Origin of the sequence: Sphingorhabdus pulchriflava (genome assembly GCF_003367235.1) — a bacterium.
Lineage (GTDB): Bacteria > Pseudomonadota > Alphaproteobacteria > Sphingomonadales > Sphingomonadaceae > Sphingorhabdus_B > Sphingorhabdus_B pulchriflava.
This window is the reverse complement of the sequence record NZ_QRGP01000001.1, coordinates 1,888,500-1,910,455: the sequence shown is the minus strand read 5'-3', so window position 1 is coordinate 1,910,455 and position 21,956 is coordinate 1,888,500. Positions and strand designations below refer to the sequence as shown.

Below are 21,956 nucleotides of genomic sequence, written 5' to 3'. Positions count from 1 at the left end.
GGAAGCCGGTCGATGAAATTGATCCATAGTCTTCGCCTCGCGACCGCGCTCGCGCTGCTCATCCCTGCACAAACTGCCTTTGCAGAAGTTGCACCGGCTACCGAAACCAAACCCGTCAGCACCCCTTGGCTCTACGAGAATAGCGATGTTCCTGTTGATGCCAGCTGGACCTTCGGCGTGCTCGAAAATGGCGTGCGCTATGCCGTGAAGCGCAATATCGTCCCTGCCGGGCAGGTTTCCATTCGCGTCCGCGTCGATGCTGGGGCGCTGCATGAAGAGGACAATGAGCTCGGCTTTGCCCACTTGATGGAGCATCTGGCCTTTCGCGGATCGGAGCATGTCCCCGATGGAGAAGCGAAGCGCATCTGGCAGCGTTTCGGCGTCACCTTTGGCAGCGACAGCAACGCCCAGACCACACCGACACAGACGGTGTACAAGCTGGATTTGCCAAACAGTTCAGCCGCAACCTTGGACGAGTCTTTGAAAATCCTCGCCGGGATGGTTCGCGCGCCGAATATTTCGGAAAGCGCTTTGAATGCCGAACGCGCCATCGTGCAGGCCGAGTTGCGCGAGTCTGCGGGTGCCGGGATGGATCTGGGCGAAGCGATGCGGCAGCACGCCTTTCAGGGGCAAAGGCTCGCCAATCGTTCAACTATCGGAACGATAGGAAGCCTCGACACCGCCTCGGCTGCGGGATTGAAAGAATTTCACCGGCGCTGGTACCGGCCTGAAAAAGTCGTCGTGTCGGTCGCAGGTGATGCGGATCCGGCAGAACTCGAACGGCTGGTCCGGCTGCATTTTGGTGCCTGGAAAGGGCAGGGTGCGGCCGTTGCGGACCCTGATTTTGGGCGTCCCGATCCGAAGGGCGCAGTCGCGAAGACGGTGGTGGCACCCACTTTGCCGCCCAATGTCGCGGTTATCTATGTCCGGCCATGGGAAAAGGTGGCGGACACAATCGCCTATAACGAACAATTGCTGGTCGACGCGCTGGCGCAACAGATCGTCAACCGTCGTCTGGTGACACAGGCACGGGGCGGCTCGACCTTCAGCGTGGCCGAAGTGGCGCAGGAGGATATTTCGCGCAGCGCCGATACGACCACGGTCATCATCACACCGATTGGGGACAATTGGCAAAAAGCGGTAACAGACGTGCGCGCCATCATCGCTGATGCCACCACCACCCCGCCTTCGGCTGCAGACATTGAGCGCGAACTGGCGTTGTTCGGCAATGCCCTGCGCACGATGCGCGACAGCTATCCTTTCGAGGCGGCTGCCAAGCAGGCGGACGACATCGTCAAAGCGGTCGACATCCGCGAAACCATTGCGGCACCTGACACGGTCGTATCGGTCTATGAAAATATGCGCGACAAATTCACGCCCGAGCGCCTCTTCGCGGCGACCAAGGCGCTTTTTGCGGCAGATGCCGTTCGCATTTTGCGCACCACGCCAATTGCAGATGGTGCTGACGCGGATGTCCGTCTGGCAAAGGCGCTGACCGATCCGGTGACGGCAGCGACCACGGTGCGTCTGTCTGAAAACGCAATTGCCATCGACGATCTGCCCAGGCTTGGCGCGCCCGCTACGGTGGTGTCGCGCAATACGCTGTCGCGGCTTGAGATGGAATCGGTCGAGCTTTCAAACGGGGTGCGGGCCTTGCTGTTCCCGAACAAGGCAGAGAGCGGGCAGGTACGGGTGCTCGTGCGCTTCGGTCGTGGTTATCAGGCGGTCGATCCTGCCAAGGGTGCATTATTCTGGACCGGCCAGGGCATCATCAGTGAAAGCGGGATTGGCAAATTTAGCCGGACGCAGATCGATCAGTTGGTCAACGGTCGCCGCATCGAACTTGGCTTCAGTGTCGACAATGATGCGTTCGAATATAGCGCGTCGACACGGCCAGAGGATTTGGTTGATCAATTGCGGTTAATCGCGACCAAGATGGAAAATCCCAACTGGGATACTGCTCCGCTCGAACGCGAAAAGGCGCTTGCGATTGCGGGCTATCGCAGCTTTGACATGTCGGCGACTGCCGTACTGCAACGCGAGCTGCAATATCGGCTGTCGGGCAATGATCTGCGCTGGAAAATCCCCACGCCCGATGAAGTGCGCAAAGTCGATACCAAGGCATTTCGTGCCTTTTGGGAGCCCTTATTGGCAAGTGGCCCGGTAGAGGTTTTGCTGTTCGGCGACTTCGAAACCGAGAAGGCGGTCGATGCTCTCCAGCATACTGTCGGTGCATTGAAACCGCGCAGCGCAGCCGCCGTTTCGCAAAAGGCGTCTCAGGTTGTTTTCCCGGCCGCCAACGCAAAACCGCTGCACTTTACGCACAAAGGCCCGAAGGACCAGATGGCTGCCGTCATCGGCTGGCCCACCGGGGCAGGGCTGGCGCAAATAAGTGAAGCACGCCAGTTGGAAGTGCTGGCGGCATTGTTCCGCGATCGGCTGTTCGAAAAGTTCAGGTCAGAACAGGCAGCGAGCTATAGCCCGGATGCAACCGCGACATGGCCGGATGAATTTGCATCGGGCGGCTTCCTGATGGCGTACAGCCAGATGCAGCCCAAGGACAGGGACCGGTTTTTCGCTTTTGCGAATGCGGTCGCAGCGGATTTGGCCTCGACGCCGGTGAGCAAGGATGAATTGCAGCGCGCGTTGGAGCCCATCCTGCAATATGTCGAACGTGCGACTACCGGAAATCTGTTCTGGATGAACGAGCTTGAAGGTGCGACTTACAATGCTGCGCGCTATGAAGCTTTGGGACGGCTGTACAGCGATTACAGCAAGGTGACGCCGGAGCAGTTGCAAGCATTGGCACGCAAATATCTGGTTTCAGAGAAGGCCTGGACGATGGTGGTCGAGCCAGAGGCAGACGCGGTCGCCTCTCGCTAAATCCTAACCCGGAAACCGCTCAAACGCCGGCAGGCTATGCGCGGTTTCCATCCAGCCGAGCCGTTCGGCGGTTTGGATATGCGCGCCCGGAGGCAGGGCATCGGGATCATCCAGCGTGGCTGACTGGATATCCACGATGCCGGGCAAGAATTCCTGGTTGCGATAATAGAGACCAGACCCGCATTTCGGGCAAAAACTGCGCATCGCCGATCCCGACGAATTGAAGGTTACCGGCTCGCCCTCGACCAGTTTGAACTGATCCTCGGTAAAGGCCGCCCATGCAACCATAGGTGCGCCCGACGATTTCCGGCAATCGCTGCAGTGGCAGAGCGCCACATGCTGGGGGTCCCCGCTCACTTCAAAACGAACCGCGCCGCAATGGCATCCGCCTTGATGGGTCATAACTGGTCTCCTTCCTGCCACGACTCACATAGCAGGATATTAAGAACAATTATAGAACATATTTGGAAAGGTCAGCGTCCTTGGCAATGCCCGAAAGCTGCTGTTCGACATAGGCCGCATCGATTGTGATCGTTTCGCCCTTACGGTCTTCAGCGTCGAAGCTGATGTCTTCCAAAAGGCGTTCCATCACCGTTTGCAGACGACGTGCGCCGATATTTTCGACACTTTCATTCACCTGTGCGGCGATGCGGGCCAGGGCCGCAATCGCGTCATCGGTGAATTCAAGTCCAACCTCTTCGGTGCCGAGCAATGCCACATATTGGTGCGGCAGATTGGCCTTGGTCTGCGAAAGGATACGGACAAAATCCTCCTGCGTGAGCGCGGTCAGTTCGACGCGAATTGGCAGGCGGCCCTGCAATTCGGGCAACATGTCGCTCGGCTTTGAAACATGGAAGGCACCGCTGGCGATGAACAGCACATGGTCCGTCTTCATCGGGCCATATTTGGTCGCGACGGTCGTGCCTTCGATCAGCGGCAGCAGGTCGCGCTGCACGCCTTCACGGCTTACCGAGCCGCCGCGGACATCGCTAACCGCAATCTTGTCGATCTCGTCGAGAAAGACGATGCCATTGGCCTCTGCATCGGCGATTGCAGTGCGTGCGACATCATCCTGATCCAACCGCTTTTCGGTTTCTTCGTCAACCAGCTTCACCCAGGCTTCGGGCACTTTCATCTTGCGTCGCTTCTGGTTGTTCTGGCCGAATGCCTTGCCCATCATTTCGCCGATGTTGATCATGCCGACGCCACCCATCCCCGGGATGTCCATCGGCATGCGCGGAGTATCGATCACTTCGATCTCGATTTCGACATCGTCCATATGGCGGTCGCGGATCCGCTGGCGGAAGGCTTCTCGTGTGGCTTCGCTTGCGGTGTCGCCTGCGAGCGGCTTCAGGATGCGCTCCATCGCAGCGGCTTCGGCTGCTTCGCGCACGACTTCGCGGCGACGGTCCTTTTCCAGCCGGATCGCTTCTTCGACCAGATCGCGGGCAATCTGTTCGACGTCGCGGCCGACATAGCCGACTTCGGTGAACTTCGTCGCCTCCACTTTGATGAAAGGGGCGTCTGCCAGTTTCGCCAAACGACGGCTTATCTCGGTCTTGCCGCAACCCGTGGGGCCGATCATCAGGATATTCTTCGGCGTTACCTCGTCGCGCAATTCGGCGGGCAGCCGTTGGCGACGCCAGCGGTTGCGCAGTGCAACGGCGACCGCGCGCTTGGCATCGGCCTGACCGATAATGTGCTCGTCCAATGCGGCGACAATCGCCTTCGGCGTCAAATTTTGGCTCATAATATCAGGATTCCCGGAATCAGCTGACGCTGTCCATGCTTTCGACCGTCAACTGGTCGTTTGTGTAAACGCAAATTTCGGCGGCGATTTTCATCGCATGGCGTGCCTGCTTTTCGGCGTCGGCCTCATAGTCCATCAGCGCCCGCGCAGCTGACAGCGCAAAATTGCCTCCCGAGCCAATGGCCGCAATGCCATCCAGCGGTTCCAGCACATCGCCATTACCGGTGAGGATCAGTGTGACCTCTTTGTCGGCGACGATCATCATCGCCTCCAGATTGCGCAGATATTTGTCGGTGCGCCAATCCTTGGCGAGTTCGACGGCGGCGCGCATCAACTGACCGCGATGCGCCTCCAGCTTCTTCTCGAGCCGCTCGAACAGGGTGAAGGCGTCGGCAGTGGCTCCGGCAAAGCCCGCAATCACACTGCCGTCGTGCAGGCGGCGGACCTTCTTGGCATTGGGCTTCATCACCGTCTGGCCCATCGAGACTTGGCCATCGCCTGCGATCACCACCTTGCCGCCTTTGCGGACCGACAGAATCGTCGTGCCGTACCAGGTCGACGGGTTGTTATGTGCTTGATTGTCCATAGCCTCGGATATGGTGCGCATGGTTCAACAGTGCAAGTATGGTAGCTAGACTAGGGCGCGTTCGCCCAGCTTGCGTTCCCATTGCAGGGCGTGGGAAACTATGGTGTCGAGGTCGTCATATTTGGGCTGCCACCCGAAACGGGCCTTGATTTCGCGGTTGTCTGAAATCAGCTCATCGGGGTCGCCCGCACGGCGGCCTTCGATCTTGCGGTCGATGGTCTGGTTGGTGACGCGGTCGACCGCGTCGAGCACCTGCATTACCGAATAGCCATGGCCATATCCGCAATTGAGCGTGTGGCTTGTTTTGGGATCCGCAACCAAAGCTTCGAGCGCGATTACATGCGCTGCGGCCAGATCACTGACATGAATATAGTCGCGGACGCCCGTGCCATCGAGGGTCGCATAGTCGGTTCCAAATACCGCAACCGAATCGCGCTTTCCCAATGCGGCCTCGACGGCGACCTTGATCAGATGGGTTGCACCTGCTGTTGATTGGCCGGTGCGCACCAGCGGATCGGCACCTGCGACGTTGAAGTAACGGAGGGCGCAATAGTTGAAGTCATGTGCCGCAGCCACATCGCGCAGCATATATTCGGTCATCAGTTTCGACATGCCGTAGGGGTTGATCGGCAGTTTGGGCATGTCTTCGCGAACCGGGCTCGATTCGGGGATGCCATAGGTCGCGGCGGTCGACGAAAAGATGAAATGCTTCACACCGGCCTGCACAGCCGAATCGATAAGGCTGCGACTCGCGGCTGTATTATTGCGATAATATTTGAGTGGGTTCTCGACTGATTCGGGTACGATGATGGAACCGGCAAAATGCATGATGGCGTCGATGCCATGATCGCGCAACGTGGCAGCGACCAATGCCTCATCCGCAATGTTACCCTCTATAAACGGCACATCGTCCGGAATCGCCCATCGAAAACCTGTGACCAGATTGTCGATCACGACAGGACTGTGCCCGGCGTCCTTTAGCGCAAGAACGGCGTGGCTGCCGATATAGCCAGCACCGCCGGTAACGAGGACTTTGAGTTGATTTGTCATGGCCACAAGATAGCCAATGAGAGTGATGCTTTGGTTAATAAAATCACTTTGCGCTGATTGAATTTACCAGATTTGCGTCTGCGGAAGTTAAAAAAAAGGCGGCCAAAAGCCGCCTTTCCTTTTAGTCTCAGACCGAGCTCAGGGGCTGGTCGGAGCGTCGTCGTCGTTGCCCGAGGCAATGACGATACCGGCAATAACAGCTGCAGCTGCGAGAACAGCGATGATAACACCGCTTCCGCCGCCGAGCTTGCTTTCTTCCTTAGCGGCACCAGCGCGCTGCACCTTGGCAGCGACGGGCTTTGCAGGAGCAGCAGCCTGTGCGATCACCGGAGCACCGGCGAGAGCAACAGCAGCCACTGCAGCGAGCGAAACTTTACCGAAACGCATTTTTTGGCTCCTTTTTGAATGTGGTTTCAAACACACCGGCGTCTAATTGGCACAAACAGGCTTCAGACGCAACCCGTGAATCGGCGATGAAATTGAAAAATCTCATTTTGTCATCATAGCTTGCGGGACTGTTGCGGCTACGACACAGTGTTTTACGCTGAACTACTCCTATGTATATTGATACCTTGCTGGTTCGTCGCAAAAAGATTTGCGATGATGTAAATGCGCTGTGAACTATACATTGGCGCAAGCCAGATTGGCAGAGAATAGAAGTTCTTTATGCGTATTGCAGTACATCAAATGAACAGCGCTTTCGACATTCAGCAGAATGTTATGGTAATGATCGCCGGGATAAGAGAGGCGAAAGCTGGAGGCGCTGCAGCCTATTTTGCACCCGAAATGTCTCTGCTACTCGACCGGGACCGTGTTCGGGCCAAAACCCTAATCACTACCGAGGCCAACACGACCGCGCTTTTGGCGATTGCAGAAGCGGCAAGTCAGGCAGGAATTTGGGTACATATTGGATCGTTTCCTGTCGTTTCTGAGCGGGCAGCCGACCGCTTCTTCAACCGCACGATCGTATTTGACAGTTCCGGCCACATTCAATCCCGATACGACAAGATGCACCTCTTCGATGTGGATTTGGCAACGGGCGAATCATGGCGCGAGTCTGCAGCCTATCTTGGTGGAGATCGTCCCGTGATGACGGCGTCACCTTTGGGGCCAATGGGTTTGACCATCTGCTATGACCTTCGCTTTTCTGAATTGTTCAGCACGCTCGCTCGAAGCGGCGCGGTTGCTTTTGCTGTGCCAGCCGCCTTCACCGTGCCGACTGGCGCTGCGCATTGGCACGTCCTGCTGCGCGCCCGCGCGATTGAATCAGCAGCTTTTGTGATTGCTGCAGCGCAATCTGGCAAGCATGCCGACGGCCGCGAAACCTATGGCCACTCGCTCGTCGTTGATCCCTGGGGAGAGGTGTTGCTCGATATGGGAGAGGGAGAGGGGCTTGGTTTTGTTGACCTTGACCTCGACCGTGTACAGGCAGTGCGCGCGCAAATACCCGTGCACCTCAACCGACGGGATATTCCGCCTCTCCTTTGATCCGTTTCCTTGCCAGAACTTGTTCCCGCCAGGCAATGATCAAACCCGCCGTTATGATGACAGGTGCGCCGACCCACACACTATTGTCGGGTATTTCGGCAAAAATCAGGAACCCCGCTAGCGCTGACCAGATTAGCATGCTGTAGTCGATCGTCATAATGGTTGCGACCGACGCATGACGCAGGGACGCCGTCAAAAGAATCTGTCCCACCGCACCAGCGATGCTGAGGCCTGCAATTGCCAACCAAGCTTCCGTCGAGTGCGCGGAACCGAAAAAATACTGCGCGATGCCCAGAGGAATCATCGATGTTAGCGAAAACCAGAATACGATGGCTCCTGCCGCTTCGGTTTGCGTCATTTGCCGGATTTGAATGATGACAGCTGCAGTTGCGGTGGCACCGAGCAAAGCTATCACCGCACCCCAGAGGTTGACCGAATGCCCGCCCGGCTGCAACGCGATTAGCACGCCTGCAAAACCCAAAAGTACTGCGCCCCAGCGATATCGCCCCGTCGGCTCTCCCAACAGCAGTGCTGCCAATATGGTGGCAATAATCTGGGCTGCAAAACCAAAAGTCGTTGCCTCCGCCATCGGCAGCAGCAGCATTGCAGAAAAATTCAGTACCATCGCACTGATCCCCAGCAACATCCGCAGCGCGTGGGCGAAGGGGCGACTGGTACGGATTGTGGCCAAGTCGCCATGCCACCACAGCCAGGCCAAAGCGACCGGAAGGCCCGTCAGTTGACGCCAGAACACGCTCTCCGCGACATGAACGCCCTTGGCTCCGGCAATCTTGACCAGCGCGAACATGATTGCCAAAACGGCCATCGCAGACAGCCGCATCACGATGCCGATTACCGGTCGGGCAACTGGTAGCGTGATTGTCTGCTGGTGAAGCTGATCGTGGATCGCCATGCGGTCGGCCTTAGCGCTTTGCGGTTTCTCGTCCAGCCCTTGCGTTTCGTTCTGCGCGTTGCCATCTGCTCGCCCATGTATGCGCAACTGATCGAGCTTTGGGACTATCATGGGTGGGCCATCGTCGCCTGTGGCTTTGCGGTGCTTGCAACAATTGCCATATTTGCTGATCGGCGTCGCGCCAAACGGCACAGAATTGACGATGTTGGCTTCATGCCGTGGACCGGGATTACCGTTTTCGCGATGTTGGCGACGCTGGTAGCCGCGATACTTGAAATCAAATTGGGATAGGCTGTGAACATTGCGGTTTTGACGCGCATCGGCTAGCCCAGTTGCAAAGGCGAACCGATTCCGGTGAAGCTGCGACAGGAGAGAGCGATGACCGATTTACCAGCTACCAACCGCACCATGCTGACTGAAGTGAAGCCGGAAGGGGTGCTTGAGCTTTATCTCGCTGATTTGCCGATGCCGACACCGAAAGACCATGAGGTCGTCGTCAAGGTGCAAGCGACCCCGATTAATCCGTCAGACTTGGGTCTGATGGTGGGGGCTGCCGACGTGACCAGTGCCCGCGCGATTGAACGCGACGGTCTGCCCGGCATATCGATGAATGTACCCGAAGCTGGAATGCGCTTCATGGCTGGCCGCATCGGTCAGGCCCTGCCGATTGGCAATGAAGGCTGCGGTCTGGTCGTTGCTGCCGGCGCTGCGCCTGAAGCGCAAGCGCTGATAGGCAAAACCGTCGCACTCATCGGCGGTGAGATTTATGCGCAATATCGCTGTCTGGCAGCGCAGATGTGCATGCCGCTCCCTGATGGCACTTCACCCGAAGATGGCGCATCCTGCTTCGTCAACCCGCTGACTTCGCTAGGTTTTGTCGAAACGATGAAGCTGGAAGGCTATAAGGCGATTGTTCATGCGGCCGCCGCTTCCAACCTTGGTCAGATGCTCGTCAAGATCTGCAAGGCTGATGGCATTCCGCTGGTCAACATCGTTCGCAGCGAAGAGCAGGTTGCGCTGCTTAAGGGCATCGGTGCGGATATCGTGCTCAACTCGAACGACGAAGACTTTGTCGAAAAATTGACCGCAGCCATTGCCGAAACCGAGGCATTCCTCGGTTTTGACCCGATTGGTGGCGGCAAGCTTTCCGGCCAGATCCTTGGTGCCATGGAGGCAGCTGCCGTTCGCCGGATGTCTGCCTATAGCCGTTATGGGTCGGACCAGATGAAGCAGGTCTATATCTATGGCGCACTGGATGTAGGCCCGACGATCCTCAACCGCAATTTTGGTCTGACCTGGAGCCTGAGCGGCTGGTTGCTCACGCCCTTTATGGCGAAGGCTGGACCGGAGATTGTCGGTCGGATGCGTGCCCGTGTCGCCGCTGAACTGACCACCACTTTCAAGAGTCATTACAGCCACCAAGTCAGCCTTGAGCAGGCAGTCGATGTTGCGACACTGCAGGCCTATAATGCTAAGCGGACAGGCGAGAAATATCTGATCCGGCCGTAAGCCGGATCATTTTCCGAACTGGCCGCTTACCCGATCAAGGAAATCCGGACCTACGCCCACGCTGTTGAACACTTCGTGGGCTAGCCCGGCATTCAGCGGCAGGTCGGCCTGCTCCTGATAAAGCTGTTTATAGGCAAAGACGCTATGGCGGCTTTGTGCGGCGATGGCACCGGCCAGTTCCAGTGCTTTCGCATCGAGTTCGGCGTCGGGCACTACATGGTTGGCAAGGCCGATGCGGGCGGCCTCGGCGCCTGAAACCGGAAGTCCGGTAAAACTCATCTCGCGCGCCTTCCATTGGCCGACACGGCGGGGCAGGCGCTGGCTCATCCCCCAGATCGGAACCAGCGCGAATTTGCCATGCGTATCGGCGAAGATGGCATTTTCGGCAGCGAGAATTATGTCACCCGCCAAAGCCAGTTCAAGCCCACCCGTATAGCAGCCGCCTTGCACCGCGACGATTACTGGCTGCGGCAGAGTGGCGAGCGCGGTGACAATCGATGCCTGGAAATGCCGGCGAGGCAGTTCGGCACCACGCTCCTTCAGGTCATTACCTGCACAAAAAGTCGGCCCATTAGCGCGCAGGATAACCGCGCCGATCGCCTCTCCGGCTTCGCGGATGGCATCAATATGCGCCTCAAGTTCCTCCCACAGCGCGATGTTAAGTGCGTTGCGCTTGTCCGGCCGGTTGAGCGAAAGGATGGCGATGCCATCGCGGTCTTCGCGCGTGACGAGATCGGTCATAGGCTTCCTTCCGCTGCGACGACGGTCTGGCCCGCCGGATTGAGTGCCGCCAATGTGAGCGCATCGCCCTCGCGTCGTCCAACCAGATGGAGCGGTTCACCGGCAAAGGCTGGGCTTTGCGCCCGAAATGCAAATTTCCTGACGGCGTTCGCGCCAAATTGCCGTGCTGCCAGATCGAGCAATAGCGAAGATGTCAGCGGCCCATGGACGACCAGCCCGCGATAGCCTTCTTCGTTGATGGCATAAGGCGCATCATAATGGATGCGATGGGTGTTGAAAGTAATGGCAGAAAAACGGAACAACAGCGCCTCGCTGGGCACCATTATCCGGTGAAAATCCCATTCGCCGAAATCAATTTCGACAGGTTCAGGTGCAGGTGTGGGCTTTGCACTATTGGCTTCGCGATAGACGAGCGTTTGTCGTTCGTTGATTGCAAGCACCCCGTTGGCGCTTGTCTCATGAGCGACATCAACGAAAACGAGACTTCCAGTGCTGCCGCTCTTCTCGTTGATCGAGGCGATGGTCGATACCCGCTCGATTTCGGCATTGACCGATATGGGAGCTACAAACTCAACCTTGCTCGATGCCCACATCCGGCGGGGATGCGGAACCGGCGGGAAAAAGCTGCCTTGGCTGTCGCTGCGCTGCGGATGCCCGTCGATCCCGAGTTGCGCGGTGGTCGCCTCAGGTGTGCAAAGCACCCAATGGATAGCCTGCGGAGCGACTTCGCCGGTTTCTTCGCTATCAATGGTGGCGCGGAAACGTTGCAGAAGTGCCGGGGTCAGCCGGTCGCGCTGGACCATCTGGCGGCCAATCCATGCATCCCACGCGCCCATCAATAGCTCCTCGGAAGGCCGAGGACATGCTCGGCGACGAAGGACAGGATCATGTTCGTGCTGATCGGCGCGACCTGATAGAGCCGGGTTTCGCGGAACTTGCGTTCGACATCATATTCGGCGGCAAAGCCGAAGCCGCCATGCGTCTGCACACAGGCCTCGCCCGCGGCCCAACTGGCTTCAGCGGCGAGCATCTTCGCCATATTGGCTTCCTCGCCGCAATTCTCGCCCGCCTCATATTTGCGGATGCCTTCCTGCACGAGCAGGTCGGCGGCGCGCATCTGCGCATAAGCGCGGGCGATGGGGAACTGGACGCCCTGGTTCTGGCCGATGGGCCGACCGAACAACACCCGCTCCTTGGCGTAAGCGGTCGCCTTTTCGATGAACCATTTGGCATCGCCGATACATTCAGCCGCGATCAGCAGACGCTCGGCATTCATGCCTGATAGGATGTAGCGGAAGCCCTTGCCCTCCTCGCCAATCAGATTGGCGGCGGGCACCTCCATATTGTCGAAGAATACGGCGGTGGTCGCGTGGTTCATCATCGTGTCGATGGGATTGATGGTGAGCGTGCCTGCCGCCAGCGCTTCCTTCATGTCGACCAGAAAGACCGAAAGCCCCTCGGTGCGGCTCGCTGCCTCTTCGCGCGGCGTGGTGCGGGCGAGGAGGAGCATTAGGTCCGAATGCTCGGCGCGGCTCGTCCAGATTTTCTGGCCGTTGACGATGTAACGGTCGCCATCCTTTTTGGCGACGGTCTTGAGGCTCAGCGTATCGGTGCCGCTGGTCGGTTCGGTCACGCCAAAGGCCTGCAGGCGCAGTTCGCCGGTTGCGATCTTGGGCAGGTAACGCTGCTTCTGCTCCTCGCTGCCGTGGCGCAGTACAGTGCCCATGATGTACATCTGGGCATGGACAGCACCGCCATTGCAGCCCTGTTTCTGGACTTCCTCCAAGATTGCAGCTGCTGCTGAAAGCGGCAGGCCGGCACCGCCATATTCTTCCGGGATCAGGGCGGCGAGATAGCCTGCTGCGCCCAAGGCTGTCACAAACTCGGATGGATAGGCGCGATCCTTATCCTTCGCACGCCAATATTCGCCGGGATACCCTGCGCACAGCTTGGCAACTTCTTCGCGGATGGCGGTGTAATCGTGCATCTCAGTCATGCCTTTTCGAACACGGCAGCGATGCCTTGGCCGCCACCAATGCACATGGTTTCCAAGCCATAGCGGACATCGCGGCGCTGCATCTCGCGCGTCAGGTTGGCGAGGATGCGCCCGCCGGTCGCGCCGATGGGATGGCCCAGCGATATGCCCGATCCGTTGACGTTGAGTATGTCATGGCGGCTGTCATCATCCGACCAGCCCCAGCCCTTGAGGCAGGCGAGCACCTGCGGCGCGAAAGCTTCATTGAGTTCGATGAGGCCGATGTCGTTCCATGACAAGCCGTTGCGCGCGAACAGGCGTTCGGTCGCGGGCACAGGGCCATATCCCATGCGGCTGGGGTCGCAACCGGCGGCAGCCCAGCTATGGAAGAATGCGATGGGTTCAAGGCCCAGTTCCTCAAGCTTGTCTTCGGCGACAACGAGGCACGCCGCCGCTGCGTCATTCTGCTGGCTGGCATTGCCCGCCGTGACCACGCCGCCTTCGAGTGCGCGAAGTGCGCCCAGCGTCTCGACACTGGCATCGGCGCGATACCCTTCATCATGGTTGAAGACAACCGGATCGCCTTTTTTCTGCGGGATTTCGACCGGCACTAGTTCATCGGCAAACAGGCCGTTGGTCCAAGCCGCCGCCGCGCGCTGGTGGCTGCGCGCGGCATAGGCGTCGCATGCCTCACGGCTGATGTTCCAGTCCTTGGCCAGATTTTCTGCAGTTTCGATCATGCCGCTGATCACACCATAGCGTTCGATCGGCTGGCTCATCACGCGGCCACGGGTGAGGCGGTCATGCAGCGTCAGGTTTCCGGCGCGCACGCCCTTGCGGATGTCGGTGCTGTAATGCTCGACATTGGACATGCTCTCGCAGCCACCTGCGACGACTACATCGGAAACCCCGGTTTGCACCATCATCGCCGCGTTGACGATGGCCTGCAGACCTGAGCCACAACGACGGTCAAGCTGATAGCCCGGGACCTCTTCAGGCAGTCCGGCGAGCAGCCAAGACCAGTGCGAAATGCAAGGCGCTTCACCATTGCCATAACCTTGCGCGAATATCACGTCGTCAACTCGGGTCGGATCGATTTTCGACCGTTCCATCAGCGTTTTCAGGATAACCGCGCCCAATTGCCCCGCAGTCAGCGATGCCAGAGATCCACCGAATTTGCCGACGGCGGTGCGGATGGGGGCGACAATGGCCGCGCGACGGAGGGTCATGATGCTATTCCTACTATTCCAGAGTCGATGAGGCGGGCGATTTCGCCCGTTGAAAGTTGGAGGCGGTCGGCCAGGATTTCTTCGCTATGCTGGCCATTGCGCGGCGCAGTTTGGGGCTGCCCACGTTCTTGCTGCGGGATGGTGCCAAAAGACCCCGCAGCCGGATAGGCAAAGCCCGAAGGGTTTGCATCAAAGGCGCTGAACATGGGGTTGTTGCCAACAAGACGTTCGTCCTTCGCGGCATCGAGCATCGTGCGATAGGCGCTATGCACAATCCCGGCAGCGTCGAGTGTGGATGCCAGTTCTGCGTGATCGCGTTGACAAATGGCAGCTTCGAAAAGCGGATATAGGGCATCGCGATGCTCGAACCGCAGTCCATCATTCTTGGCAAAGCTGACACCACGTGCCGTCTCTATGGTGGCCACTGCATCGCCAAGCGACAAGGCATCGAGCAGATTGGCCCATTGCCTGTGGGTCACGACCACGATCATGGTACGTACCCCGTCACGGGTTACAAAATCGCGACCGAACAGGCCGTAGACCGCATTCCCCAATCGGGGACGGTTAGCACCTGAATGGAGCACTTCGGCAATACCTCCCAGATTGGCGACGGTGCCAATAGCGACATCGGATAAGGGAATGCGAACTTCGCTGCCATCACCCGTCGCCTCACGCTTCCGGATCGCTGCTAGCATAGCAAAGGCGGCATAGGCCCCGGACAGCAAATCCCAGGCAGGCAGCACATGATTCACCGGCTCCGGCCCTGGTCCGGTCATCATCGGATAGCCAACTGCATTGTTGACCGTATAATCAAGCGCAGGCGAGCCATCGGCCCAGCCCATGACGCGTACGGTCACGAGGTCTGCCCGACCTTCCGCCAGCTTGGTATGGGACAGAAACCCTTCCGCAGGAAAATTGGTGACGAACTGCCCCGTCTTGCGCACCAGTTCCTGCAACAACTCGCGGCCTTGGGGCGAAGCGAGGTCGAGTGCGACCGATTTCTTTGCGCGGTTGAGATTTTCCCAATAGAGCGAGTCATTCTCTTCAGTGACAGGCCAGCGGCGAAAATCGGGGCCGCCGCCAATCTGGTCGACGCGAATGACTTCTGCCCCCATCTGCGCCAGATATAGTCCGGCGGTGGGCGAGGCGACGAAGCTGGATGCTTCGATTACCGAAAGGCCATAGAGTAGGTTGTACATATCGTTTGTCTACCAGACCGCGCCTTCACGCTCGAACTCGCGCAGAAGATGTTTTGCGATCTGCAATTGCATGATCTGGCTGGTGCCTTCGTAAATGCGCAGAATGCGGGCGTCGCGGAAGAACCGCTCGGCGGGATATTCGGCGAGATAACCCGCCCCGCCGTACACCTGCACGCAGCGGTCCGCGACACGGCCACAGGTTTCGGTTGCGAACAGCTTGGCAGCCGCCGCCTTGCGCAAGATAACCTCGCCACGATCGGCGCGTGCACACGCGTCGGCGATCATGCACTCGGCTGCGTAAAGTTCGGCCTCGCTGTCTGCCAGCATTGCCTGGATCAGCTGGAAATTGGCAATCGGCTCGCCAAAGGCCTTGCGCTCGGTGGCGTAGCGGATTGCGGTGTCGAGGATCCGGCGGCCCATTCCGACGCCCATAGCGGCAACCGAAAGGCGCCCATTGTCGAGGCTTTGCATGGCAATCTGGAAACCGCGGCCTTCTTCGCCGCCGACCAAGGCGTCGCCGGGGATTTTGACATCTTCCATGATGATGTCGGCGATATGCGCGCCTGACTGGCCCATTTTCTTGTCGGGTTTGCCGATGCTGATGCCCGGCGAAGTCATGTCGACTATGAAGGCAGAGACATGGGCGTTTTTGGGCAACGCCTCTTTCGAGGTGCGCGCCATGATCAGGCCGATTTTCGCGTGTGGGCTATTGGTGATATAGCGTTTGGTGCCGGTCAGTTTATAGCCATTGCCATCGCGCACAGCCATTGTCTGCATCGCTGCGCTGTCTGAACCGCTGCCCGGCTCGGTGAGACCGAAACAGGCAATTTCCCCGCTCGCAATGCGCGGTAGCCAAAAGTCTTTCTGCTCCTTGGTGCCGAAGTTTTTGATCGCACTTCCGGTCATTCCAACATTGATCGACATTGTCGAACGGTAAGCCGGCGCCGCATAGCTGATCTGCTTCACGGTCTCGATATACTGGCTGATGCTCATCCCAGCACCGCCAAATTCTTCGGGTATGGTGATACCGAACAGGCCCATTTCGCGCATTTCGGCAAGGATATCGTCGGGGATCGCGTCGTTTGCGATCACGTCTTCCTCAGCAGGTATCAGGCGTTCGCGTACATAGCGGCGGAGTTGCTCGATAAAGGCGTCGAAAGTTTCGGAGTCCATGCCGGAGTTTTGTTGGCCGCGGTTGCTCATCTCTTGCTCCTCAGATCGGATCGTAAGGGAAAACATGTGCCGAAACTTCATCGGCGCGTGCGAAGCTGGGTTTGAAGGCAGGGATCAGTTCATCTGCGATGCTCTCCGGCGTCCACCCTTCAACCTTGGTCATTGAACGGATCGGGCGCGGCTTGTTGTACAGCACGATCTCATTCTTGCGCACCGAGAATATCTGGTTCGACACATCTTTTGACGCATCGCTGGCGAGATAGACCACCAAAGGCGCAATCTTGTCCGCGCTCATCGTCTTTAGTCGCTCGACCCTTTCCTTTTGCTCCGGCGTTTCGGCTGGGATCGATGCGGTCATCCGGCTCCAGGCGAAGGGCGCAATACAGTTGGAGCGTACGCCTGCACGCGCCATGTCGAGCGCGATCGACTGTGACAGGCCGACAATGCCCAGCTTCGCGGCCGAATAATTGGCCTGACCGATATTGCCGATCAGCCCGCTGGTCGAGGTGAAGTGGATGAAGCTGCCCGATTGCTGCTCACGGAAATAGGGGGTCGCTGCCTTGCTGACATTGAAGGTGCCGTTGAGATGCACGTCGATAACCGCGCGCCAATCCTCATGGCTCATCTTGTGCCAGATGGTGTCGCGCAGGATGCCGGCATTGTTTACAACAGCATCGATGCGGCCAAATGTCTTCACCGCGTCTTCGATGATTGAGGCTGCACCCGCCGGATCGGCAACGCTGGCCAGATTGGCGATCGCCTTTCCTCCGGCAGCAATGATGTCATTTGCGGTTTCCTGCGCCGGGCCGGCATCGCCGCCTTCGCCGCCACCGCCCACGCCGGGATCATTGATGACCACCGCTGCGCCATGTTTCGCGCACAGCAAGGCAATTTCCCGGCCAACCCCGCGCCCTGCGCCGGTCACGGCCACAACCTTGCCTTCCAGCATACCCATCGCTTCTCTCCTGCCTGCAATTTAAGCGGTCGATTAAGCCTTGGCCGAGTGAAAGGGATTCGTGAAGCCCCCAAAGGGCAAAATAATCTCACGCGAAGGACGCCAATGCTGCAGCGCTCCCTCTATGTGTGCGCGACGAACCAGCCGTCAAACTTCGGTTGGGGATGTTGTTTATTGTATCGGAACGGTCCAAGTTGGCTGGTGGTTTCTGGCTGGCAAGATGTGGACTAGCTCAATTGAATACTCGTTCTGATGGCGATCGAACTGGTATCCAAGATGGATACCAGTGGAAGGGAATGAACAATGGCTTTGAATGTGAAAGCAGCTTTTCGTCGGGAATTGGAATATGCTCAGTCAGCCGAAAGCAAGGGTGATTTCGCAGTTGCCAAAGCCCATCTCGAGCGTGCGCACATCCTTGGCCAGCGCTGGTATATTTCGCACATGCAAAGCCACTACCGCATGTTCCGGCTGGCACTGAAGCAGTCCGATACCAAAGAGGTTCGAGGGCAGATTGTGCGAATGATTGGGGCCGGGCCATTCCATCTCGCCGGATGGATACCGGTGGGCAACACAGGCGGTGCAGATGTTTCACCCACACTGCCGATGCCGATACCGGCTGACATCCAGCCCTATTTGCAAGGCCATTCGCTCAGAAATGGCTTGATTGTGCGCGGCGTGCTGCTCGTTTCGCTAGCCGCGGCCTATTTTCTTTTCATGTAGGGATCGCCACGGCCCAAAGATCGCCTCTGTCTCAGTGGTGTGGCAGGATGTGACGAAACGGAGAAATGGTGCCGGCTACAGGATTCGAACCCGTGGCCCCCTGATTACAAATCAGGTGCTCTACCAACTGAGCTAAGCCGGCACGCCAATGGGAGGCCCTTTAGCGTCAGATGACCCCAAAGGTCCAGCCCTCAGTTTGCGCAATTTCAGGAGTCAGTAATTCGGGGTTCCAGAGCGCAAGGTTCTGGCTGGCTTTGCGCATCCAGGCGGAGGTCAATAACGCGTCGGTGGCATGGTCGTCGAGCCGATGGAGCAGGGAAGGGGCTTCGGCATCGAATTTTGCGAGCGCCTGCGCCAGTGTTTCTGCATCGCGGATCTTGCTGGTGTTCGCAGGCAGGCCTGCGGCGCGGGCGGCCATGGTGGTATAGATTTCGATGATGGCCGGTCCACGCTTGGGAAGTGGATCGAACGGCCAGACCGGTATGCGCCCACTCAGTCGATGCATCATCCGCATCCCCGTCAGCGAACTTTTGCCGACCTGGCCCGCGCCGACAAGGTTGAAACAGCTCCAGCTATTCGCCTGCTTGGTTACGCGCTGATGGCGTTCGACTTCGCGCAGCCGTCCGATTCCACCTTCGAACAGGTCGCCCACATCGCCTTTGGCATGGCGGAAATGACGACGGGCTTCGGGATGCGCGAGGAAGCTGTTCGCGGCCAAATGCCGGTCGTCGGCGCAGAGCTCGTCGACTAGAGCCCAAAGCGCGCGGGCATCGGCGGGGCTATCCGACCATTCGGGGAAAAAGCTACCCTGATCATTAAAGGGAAAACCTAACGACAGGTCGAGACCAATAAGGATATCTTCGCCCGCGTCGGCCAGTTCGAGCAGCCAGTCGAGAACGGCTTGCCGCGACCAGCGCTTTTCGGGGCCAATCAGTTCGGGTGCGCCGTCAGGACCGATGCTGGCAAGCGCGAGGCCGGAAGGGAATTCACCAACCGCGCCGGACCAGTCGATACAGGCAAAACGGGAAAAGCGGCGCATAGTGATCGATATGCGCATGCCTGCTTACAAATAAAAGGGGAGCCAAACAAAAGGGGGCGAGGTTTCCCCCGCCCCAATTGGCTGCTTCGGTAAAGGCAGCTTATTTCTTGGCTGGTGCCTTGCGGGCCGGAGCGCGCTTGACCGTTTTGGGTGCCAGCGACGCCACCGGCTTTTTAGCCGCAGGGGCTGTGGGAGCCCGCAGGTCGGACAGCATCCGTGCCGCAGCATCGCGTCCGCCAAGGCCGAAGGCGAGGGCAAAGGCAACCGCAGCGCCGATCGCGAGAGCGCCAAAGGCATAGTCAACGATCATCCCGCCAATTTGCATCTGCTTGAGGCCGATGAAAACGAACAGTCCGGTGGTGATCCAATAGGTTACGTTGGAGGCAATACCCGGCCCCGTCGCATCGGCGATCAGGTTTCGCAGGATGTTGGCGATGAGCACACCCAATGCGATCAGCACTGCGCCAAAGACTACATTGCCAGCCTGTGCCAGCACCGTTTCAAGGATGCTCGTCAACTGCGGGAAGCCAAGCATGTTGGTCGCCGCAATGGCGAAGAAGATCATGATCGCAATGGTAACGATCGCGGCAATCACGCCCGATGCCGTGCGGCCTTCGGGCAGGATGCCGAGTTCGTTGATTGCGCGGTCTGCACCCAGGCTGGGCAGCAGGTCCCGGATCAGCGACGCGACCCAGCGCGAAATCACAAAACCGATGCCGAGCAACAGGCAGGCGCCGATTATCAACGGAATGGCCTTGAACACCATGTTGAGCAGATTCATCGCCGGTTCGGTGATCGCTGAGATTTCGAGCATCTGCAGCGCAGCGATTGCGACGGGTATGATAACCAGCACATAGACAATTGTACTTAGTGTCTTGGTGATCGCATTGTTGCCTGTAATCGCTTCTACACCGCCTTTATTGGCCCATTTGTCGAAGTCGACGGCCCCCAATGCGGTTTCAACCAGATCGCGGGCGATCCCGGCAATCATCGAGCCGATGAAGAAGATGGCAGCGGCAAAGACGATGTTGTCGAGATAGCCGATGAAGTTGCCAAGCAATCCCTGAACTGGAGTGATAACACTGTCGAAACCTAGCTGCTGCAACACGGCAAGCAAGCCGAACAGCCAGACCAGCAAGGACACTATTTTTCCGAGTGCCATACCGACACTCTCACCGCTTGATGTCCCGCGTTGCAGGAAGGGTATCTGGTCGACCATCTTTGCGAAGGTCCATTTGGCCGCCTTTGCCAGCGCCCAGGTGATGCCCAAAATGATAAGGGCGAAGAATATCTTCTCCGCCCATTCCATGAAAAGAACCTTGTCGAAAGCGTAACCCGCTATTTGGAAACTATCCATTTTCGCTCCCCCCATATAACGACCTCAAAGGGCCTAGAAGCGAATAGAATCTACCATGGAATCAAGACTCTGGCAAATTTTTGCTGCACCTTATGCTGCGCAGCATTTTTTGCGAGTCAAAGCAATGATTTGACTCGTTTATTTGGGTTCAACCGAAAACAGCTTGCGCATCAGCGCCGCCAATTCTTCTGTCACGACTTCGATGTCGGGCACGGAAAGCCCGGCGCGCTGTTCGCGTGCGATCCATTGCGGCAGGCCGAATATCAGCGCTCCGAAAGTATGGATCGAAAGGGCAGGGAGTTCGCCCTTCATAAAATAAGGTGCAGCCCAACCCATGGCCCGTTCAACGAAAGCGGTGTTCAAATCTTTCAATGCGGTGGTGTGCTTGAGAACCCAGGGTGCGGCCGCCGTATCGAGCATGAACGTATATTCGTCGGAGAACTTCTTCTGGAAATCGAAGGCAGCCCGCACCGATGCCTCTGCAGCGGCTGGAACCGTCGACTCGGCCTCCATCGCAGCGATCACATGTTCCCAATAATGGCGGCGAATACCGACGAAGATTTCGAGCGCGATGGCTTCCTTGGTCGGGAAATGATGGAACAGACTGCCGTTTGACACACCCGAATGCTTGCAGATTTCAGCAATCGAGGTTTCATCCAACCCTTTGGAAAAAAACAGTTCGCGTGCGGAAGTGAGGATGCGGTCGCGGGTCTTTGGCTTGGCTGCATTCATTACGCCCCCCTTATCAAAGGCCTGAGAGAAACAAGCAAGGAAAAAATGGATTGACACTCTAGAGCAACGCTCTATTTTTAAATCATTCCCGAGATCGGGATGCGACCCAAGGAGAGAGAGAATGAACAGGAAAAAGGATTGGCTGATTGCTGCAGCGTTATCGTTCGGCATGATCGGCGCCGCGCACAGCGCGATCTATATGAAATATGAAGGCGTCAAAGGCGAAGCTGCTGCACCGGGCGCTGAAGCGCCGAAGGATGTCGCACCCAAGCCGGATGAGCCGCAAAAGGGGCTGCTGCTTCCTGCCGTGCAAAAGGCGTCGGACATTGCACCCGAAACCCCTCCGCCCGCACCGCGATCCAAACCGCGTGTCGCCGTTGGTGATGTGAATGGCGATGGTCGTGCCGATGCGCCCATCCGCCAAGGCACGATGACGGTCCGCAAGGCGGGTGAAAAGCCGCTCGAAAATAGCGGACAAGCGCCGCGCGGAAATCATTTCAAGGAAGCGAAGCTCACACCGCGCAAGGCCGGCGAAGGGCAAAAATCGAGGGTCGGCCAGATCCGCACCAACCAGTAAACCGGGATGCGGAATGCGCTGCATTTGACTGCAGAGCGTTCAGCGTTGCGATTGGGCCCGGCTACGCGACCCTGCCGGGC

General features: G+C 58.1%; 22 protein-coding genes and 1 tRNA gene. 6 read left to right on the top strand and 17 right to left on the bottom strand.

Annotated features, from left to right (window positions below; genetic code table 11):
- Window positions 1-12 precede the first annotated feature (12 nt).
- Window positions 13-2,883, top strand: coding sequence for a M16 family metallopeptidase (locus tag DXH95_RS09400; RefSeq protein WP_115549075.1), 2,871 nt, complete (start codon window positions 13-15; stop codon window positions 2,881-2,883).
- A 3-nt stretch (window positions 2,884-2,886) separates the two neighbouring features.
- Here the strand turns inward: DXH95_RS09400 and DXH95_RS09395 are convergent, their stop codons facing one another.
- The 5 genes from DXH95_RS09395 to DXH95_RS09375 form a co-directional block, all read right to left on the bottom strand.
- The gene (locus DXH95_RS09395; RefSeq protein WP_115549074.1) at window positions 2,887-3,285 is read right to left on the bottom strand and encodes a GFA family protein; all 399 of its coding nucleotides are present in this window, start codon (window positions 3,283-3,285) and stop codon (window positions 2,887-2,889) included.
- A gap of 49 nt (window positions 3,286-3,334) precedes the next feature.
- Window positions 3,335-4,633 (bottom strand): ATP-dependent protease ATPase subunit HslU, encoded by a 1,299-nt coding sequence (gene hslU, locus DXH95_RS09390; RefSeq protein ID WP_115549073.1) that lies wholly within the window; start codon window positions 4,631-4,633, stop codon window positions 3,335-3,337.
- 19 nt (window positions 4,634-4,652) lie between these two features.
- A complete protein-coding gene (gene hslV / locus DXH95_RS09385; protein WP_115549072.1) occupies window positions 4,653-5,219 on the bottom strand; it encodes an ATP-dependent protease subunit HslV in 567 nt (188 codons plus the stop codon).
- A gap of 45 nt (window positions 5,220-5,264) precedes the next feature.
- The gene (gene galE, locus DXH95_RS09380; protein ID WP_115549071.1) at window positions 5,265-6,269 is read right to left on the bottom strand and encodes a UDP-glucose 4-epimerase GalE; all 1,005 of its coding nucleotides are present in this window, start codon (window positions 6,267-6,269) and stop codon (window positions 5,265-5,267) included.
- Between the two features lie 138 nt (window positions 6,270-6,407).
- Window positions 6,408-6,656, bottom strand: coding sequence for a hypothetical protein (locus DXH95_RS09375; protein WP_115549070.1), 249 nt, complete (start codon window positions 6,654-6,656; stop codon window positions 6,408-6,410).
- Window positions 6,657-6,935: 279 nt separating this feature from the next.
- Here DXH95_RS09375 and DXH95_RS09370 point away from each other — a divergent pair, with 279 nt between their 5' ends.
- Complete coding sequence (locus DXH95_RS09370; protein ID WP_115549069.1) at window positions 6,936-7,757, top strand: carbon-nitrogen hydrolase family protein; 822 nt, start codon at window positions 6,936-6,938, stop codon at window positions 7,755-7,757.
- On the opposite strand, the gene DXH95_RS09365 is transcribed toward DXH95_RS09370, so the two are convergent.
- Window positions 7,726-8,670 (bottom strand): DMT family transporter, encoded by a 945-nt coding sequence (locus tag DXH95_RS09365; protein ID WP_181883619.1) that lies wholly within the window; start codon window positions 8,668-8,670, stop codon window positions 7,726-7,728. The genes DXH95_RS09370 and DXH95_RS09365 overlap by 32 nt on opposite strands.
- A gap of 39 nt (window positions 8,671-8,709) precedes the next feature.
- Here DXH95_RS09365 and DXH95_RS16005 point away from each other — a divergent pair, with 39 nt between their 5' ends.
- Together DXH95_RS16005 and DXH95_RS09355 are read left to right on the top strand one after the other, a co-directional pair.
- Window positions 8,710-8,961, top strand: a complete 252-nt coding sequence (locus tag DXH95_RS16005) for a hypothetical protein (RefSeq protein WP_181883618.1) — start codon at window positions 8,710-8,712, stop codon at window positions 8,959-8,961.
- 87 nt (window positions 8,962-9,048) lie between these two features.
- A complete protein-coding gene (locus DXH95_RS09355) occupies window positions 9,049-10,179 on the top strand; it encodes a zinc-binding dehydrogenase (RefSeq protein WP_115549066.1) in 1,131 nt (376 codons plus the stop codon).
- Between the two features lie 6 nt (window positions 10,180-10,185).
- Here the strand turns inward: DXH95_RS09355 and DXH95_RS09350 are convergent, their stop codons facing one another.
- From DXH95_RS09350 to DXH95_RS09320, 7 genes are read right to left on the bottom strand one after another with little or no spacing between them, the layout of a single operon-like run.
- Window positions 10,186-10,920 (bottom strand): enoyl-CoA hydratase/isomerase family protein, encoded by a 735-nt coding sequence (locus DXH95_RS09350; RefSeq protein ID WP_115549065.1) that lies wholly within the window; start codon window positions 10,918-10,920, stop codon window positions 10,186-10,188.
- The gene (locus DXH95_RS09345; RefSeq protein ID WP_115549064.1) at window positions 10,917-11,756 is read right to left on the bottom strand and encodes an HTD2 family dehydratase; all 840 of its coding nucleotides are present in this window, start codon (window positions 11,754-11,756) and stop codon (window positions 10,917-10,919) included. The genes DXH95_RS09350 and DXH95_RS09345 overlap by 4 nt, the downstream gene beginning before the upstream one ends.
- Window positions 11,756-12,907 (bottom strand): acyl-CoA dehydrogenase family protein, encoded by a 1,152-nt coding sequence (locus DXH95_RS09340; RefSeq protein WP_220272289.1) that lies wholly within the window; start codon window positions 12,905-12,907, stop codon window positions 11,756-11,758. The genes DXH95_RS09345 and DXH95_RS09340 overlap by 1 nt, the downstream gene beginning before the upstream one ends.
- A 5-nt stretch (window positions 12,908-12,912) precedes the next feature.
- Window positions 12,913-14,124, bottom strand: coding sequence for an acetyl-CoA C-acetyltransferase (locus DXH95_RS09335; RefSeq protein WP_115549062.1), 1,212 nt, complete (start codon window positions 14,122-14,124; stop codon window positions 12,913-12,915).
- The gene (locus DXH95_RS09330; protein WP_115549061.1) at window positions 14,121-15,323 is read right to left on the bottom strand and encodes a CoA transferase; all 1,203 of its coding nucleotides are present in this window, start codon (window positions 15,321-15,323) and stop codon (window positions 14,121-14,123) included. The genes DXH95_RS09335 and DXH95_RS09330 overlap by 4 nt, the downstream gene beginning before the upstream one ends.
- Before the next feature lie 9 nt (window positions 15,324-15,332).
- The gene (locus DXH95_RS09325) at window positions 15,333-16,526 is read right to left on the bottom strand and encodes an acyl-CoA dehydrogenase family protein (RefSeq protein WP_239016593.1); all 1,194 of its coding nucleotides are present in this window, start codon (window positions 16,524-16,526) and stop codon (window positions 15,333-15,335) included.
- 10 nt (window positions 16,527-16,536) lie between these two features.
- Window positions 16,537-17,445: an SDR family NAD(P)-dependent oxidoreductase gene (locus tag DXH95_RS09320; protein ID WP_115549506.1), complete on the bottom strand. Its 909-nt coding sequence runs from the start codon at window positions 17,443-17,445 to the stop codon at window positions 16,537-16,539.
- Window positions 17,446-17,754: 309 nt separating this feature from the next.
- On the opposite strand from DXH95_RS09320, the gene DXH95_RS09315 reads away from it, so the two are divergent.
- The gene (locus tag DXH95_RS09315) at window positions 17,755-18,171 is read left to right on the top strand and encodes a DUF3703 domain-containing protein (RefSeq protein WP_115549060.1); all 417 of its coding nucleotides are present in this window, start codon (window positions 17,755-17,757) and stop codon (window positions 18,169-18,171) included.
- A gap of 66 nt (window positions 18,172-18,237) precedes the next feature.
- Here the strand turns inward: DXH95_RS09315 and DXH95_RS09310 are convergent.
- The 4 genes from DXH95_RS09310 to DXH95_RS09295 form a co-directional block, all read right to left on the bottom strand.
- Window positions 18,238-18,313: transfer RNA gene (locus DXH95_RS09310), tRNA-Thr, on the bottom strand.
- A gap of 24 nt (window positions 18,314-18,337) precedes the next feature.
- Window positions 18,338-19,210, bottom strand: a complete 873-nt coding sequence (locus DXH95_RS09305) for a hypothetical protein (RefSeq protein ID WP_115549505.1) — start codon at window positions 19,208-19,210, stop codon at window positions 18,338-18,340.
- Between the two features lie 100 nt (window positions 19,211-19,310).
- Entirely contained in the window at window positions 19,311-20,567 is a 1,257-nt protein-coding gene (locus DXH95_RS09300; protein ID WP_115549059.1) for a mechanosensitive ion channel, read from the bottom strand.
- 138 nt (window positions 20,568-20,705) lie between these two features.
- A complete protein-coding gene (locus DXH95_RS09295) occupies window positions 20,706-21,299 on the bottom strand; it encodes a TetR/AcrR family transcriptional regulator (protein WP_181883617.1) in 594 nt (197 codons plus the stop codon).
- A 121-nt stretch (window positions 21,300-21,420) separates the two neighbouring features.
- On the opposite strand from DXH95_RS09295, the gene DXH95_RS09290 reads away from it, so the two are divergent.
- The gene (locus tag DXH95_RS09290) at window positions 21,421-21,876 is read left to right on the top strand and encodes a hypothetical protein (protein ID WP_147291711.1); all 456 of its coding nucleotides are present in this window, start codon (window positions 21,421-21,423) and stop codon (window positions 21,874-21,876) included.
- Window positions 21,877-21,956: the final 80 nt, after the last annotated feature.

Coding starts and splice junctions, on each gene's coding strand:
- DXH95_RS09400 (WP_115549075.1), top strand. CDS start 13: ATGAAATTGATCCATAGTCTTCGCCTCGCGACCGCGCTCGCGCTGCTC.
- DXH95_RS09395 (WP_115549074.1), bottom strand. CDS start 3,285: ATGACCCATCAAGGCGGATGCCATTGCGGCGCGGTTCGTTTTGAAGTG.
- hslU (WP_115549073.1), bottom strand. CDS start 4,633: ATGAGCCAAAATTTGACGCCGAAGGCGATTGTCGCCGCATTGGACGAG.
- hslV (WP_115549072.1), bottom strand. CDS start 5,219: ATGGACAATCAAGCACATAACAACCCGTCGACCTGGTACGGCACGACG.
- galE (WP_115549071.1), bottom strand. CDS start 6,269: ATGACAAATCAACTCAAAGTCCTCGTTACCGGCGGTGCTGGCTATATC.
- DXH95_RS09375 (WP_115549070.1), bottom strand. CDS start 6,656: ATGCGTTTCGGTAAAGTTTCGCTCGCTGCAGTGGCTGCTGTTGCTCTC.
- DXH95_RS09370 (WP_115549069.1), top strand. CDS start 6,936: ATGCGTATTGCAGTACATCAAATGAACAGCGCTTTCGACATTCAGCAG.
- DXH95_RS09365 (WP_181883619.1), bottom strand. CDS start 8,670: ATGGCGATCCACGATCAGCTTCACCAGCAGACAATCACGCTACCAGTT.
- DXH95_RS09355 (WP_115549066.1), top strand. CDS start 9,049: ATGACCGATTTACCAGCTACCAACCGCACCATGCTGACTGAAGTGAAG.
- DXH95_RS09350 (WP_115549065.1), bottom strand. CDS start 10,920: ATGACCGATCTCGTCACGCGCGAAGACCGCGATGGCATCGCCATCCTT.
- DXH95_RS09345 (WP_115549064.1), bottom strand. CDS start 11,756: ATGGGCGCGTGGGATGCATGGATTGGCCGCCAGATGGTCCAGCGCGAC.
- DXH95_RS09340 (WP_220272289.1), bottom strand. CDS start 12,907: ATGCACGATTACACCGCCATCCGCGAAGAAGTTGCCAAGCTGTGCGCA.
- DXH95_RS09335 (WP_115549062.1), bottom strand. CDS start 14,124: ATGACCCTCCGTCGCGCGGCCATTGTCGCCCCCATCCGCACCGCCGTC.
- DXH95_RS09330 (WP_115549061.1), bottom strand. CDS start 15,323: ATGTACAACCTACTCTATGGCCTTTCGGTAATCGAAGCATCCAGCTTC.
- DXH95_RS09325 (WP_239016593.1), bottom strand. CDS start 16,526: ATGAGCAACCGCGGCCAACAAAACTCCGGCATGGACTCCGAAACTTTC.
- DXH95_RS09320 (WP_115549506.1), bottom strand. CDS start 17,445: ATGCTGGAAGGCAAGGTTGTGGCCGTGACCGGCGCAGGGCGCGGGGTT.
- DXH95_RS09315 (WP_115549060.1), top strand. CDS start 17,755: ATGGCTTTGAATGTGAAAGCAGCTTTTCGTCGGGAATTGGAATATGCT.
- DXH95_RS09305 (WP_115549505.1), bottom strand. CDS start 19,210: ATGCGCCGCTTTTCCCGTTTTGCCTGTATCGACTGGTCCGGCGCGGTT.
- DXH95_RS09300 (WP_115549059.1), bottom strand. CDS start 20,567: ATGGATAGTTTCCAAATAGCGGGTTACGCTTTCGACAAGGTTCTTTTC.
- DXH95_RS09295 (WP_181883617.1), bottom strand. CDS start 21,299: ATGAATGCAGCCAAGCCAAAGACCCGCGACCGCATCCTCACTTCCGCA.
- DXH95_RS09290 (WP_147291711.1), top strand. CDS start 21,421: ATGAACAGGAAAAAGGATTGGCTGATTGCTGCAGCGTTATCGTTCGGC.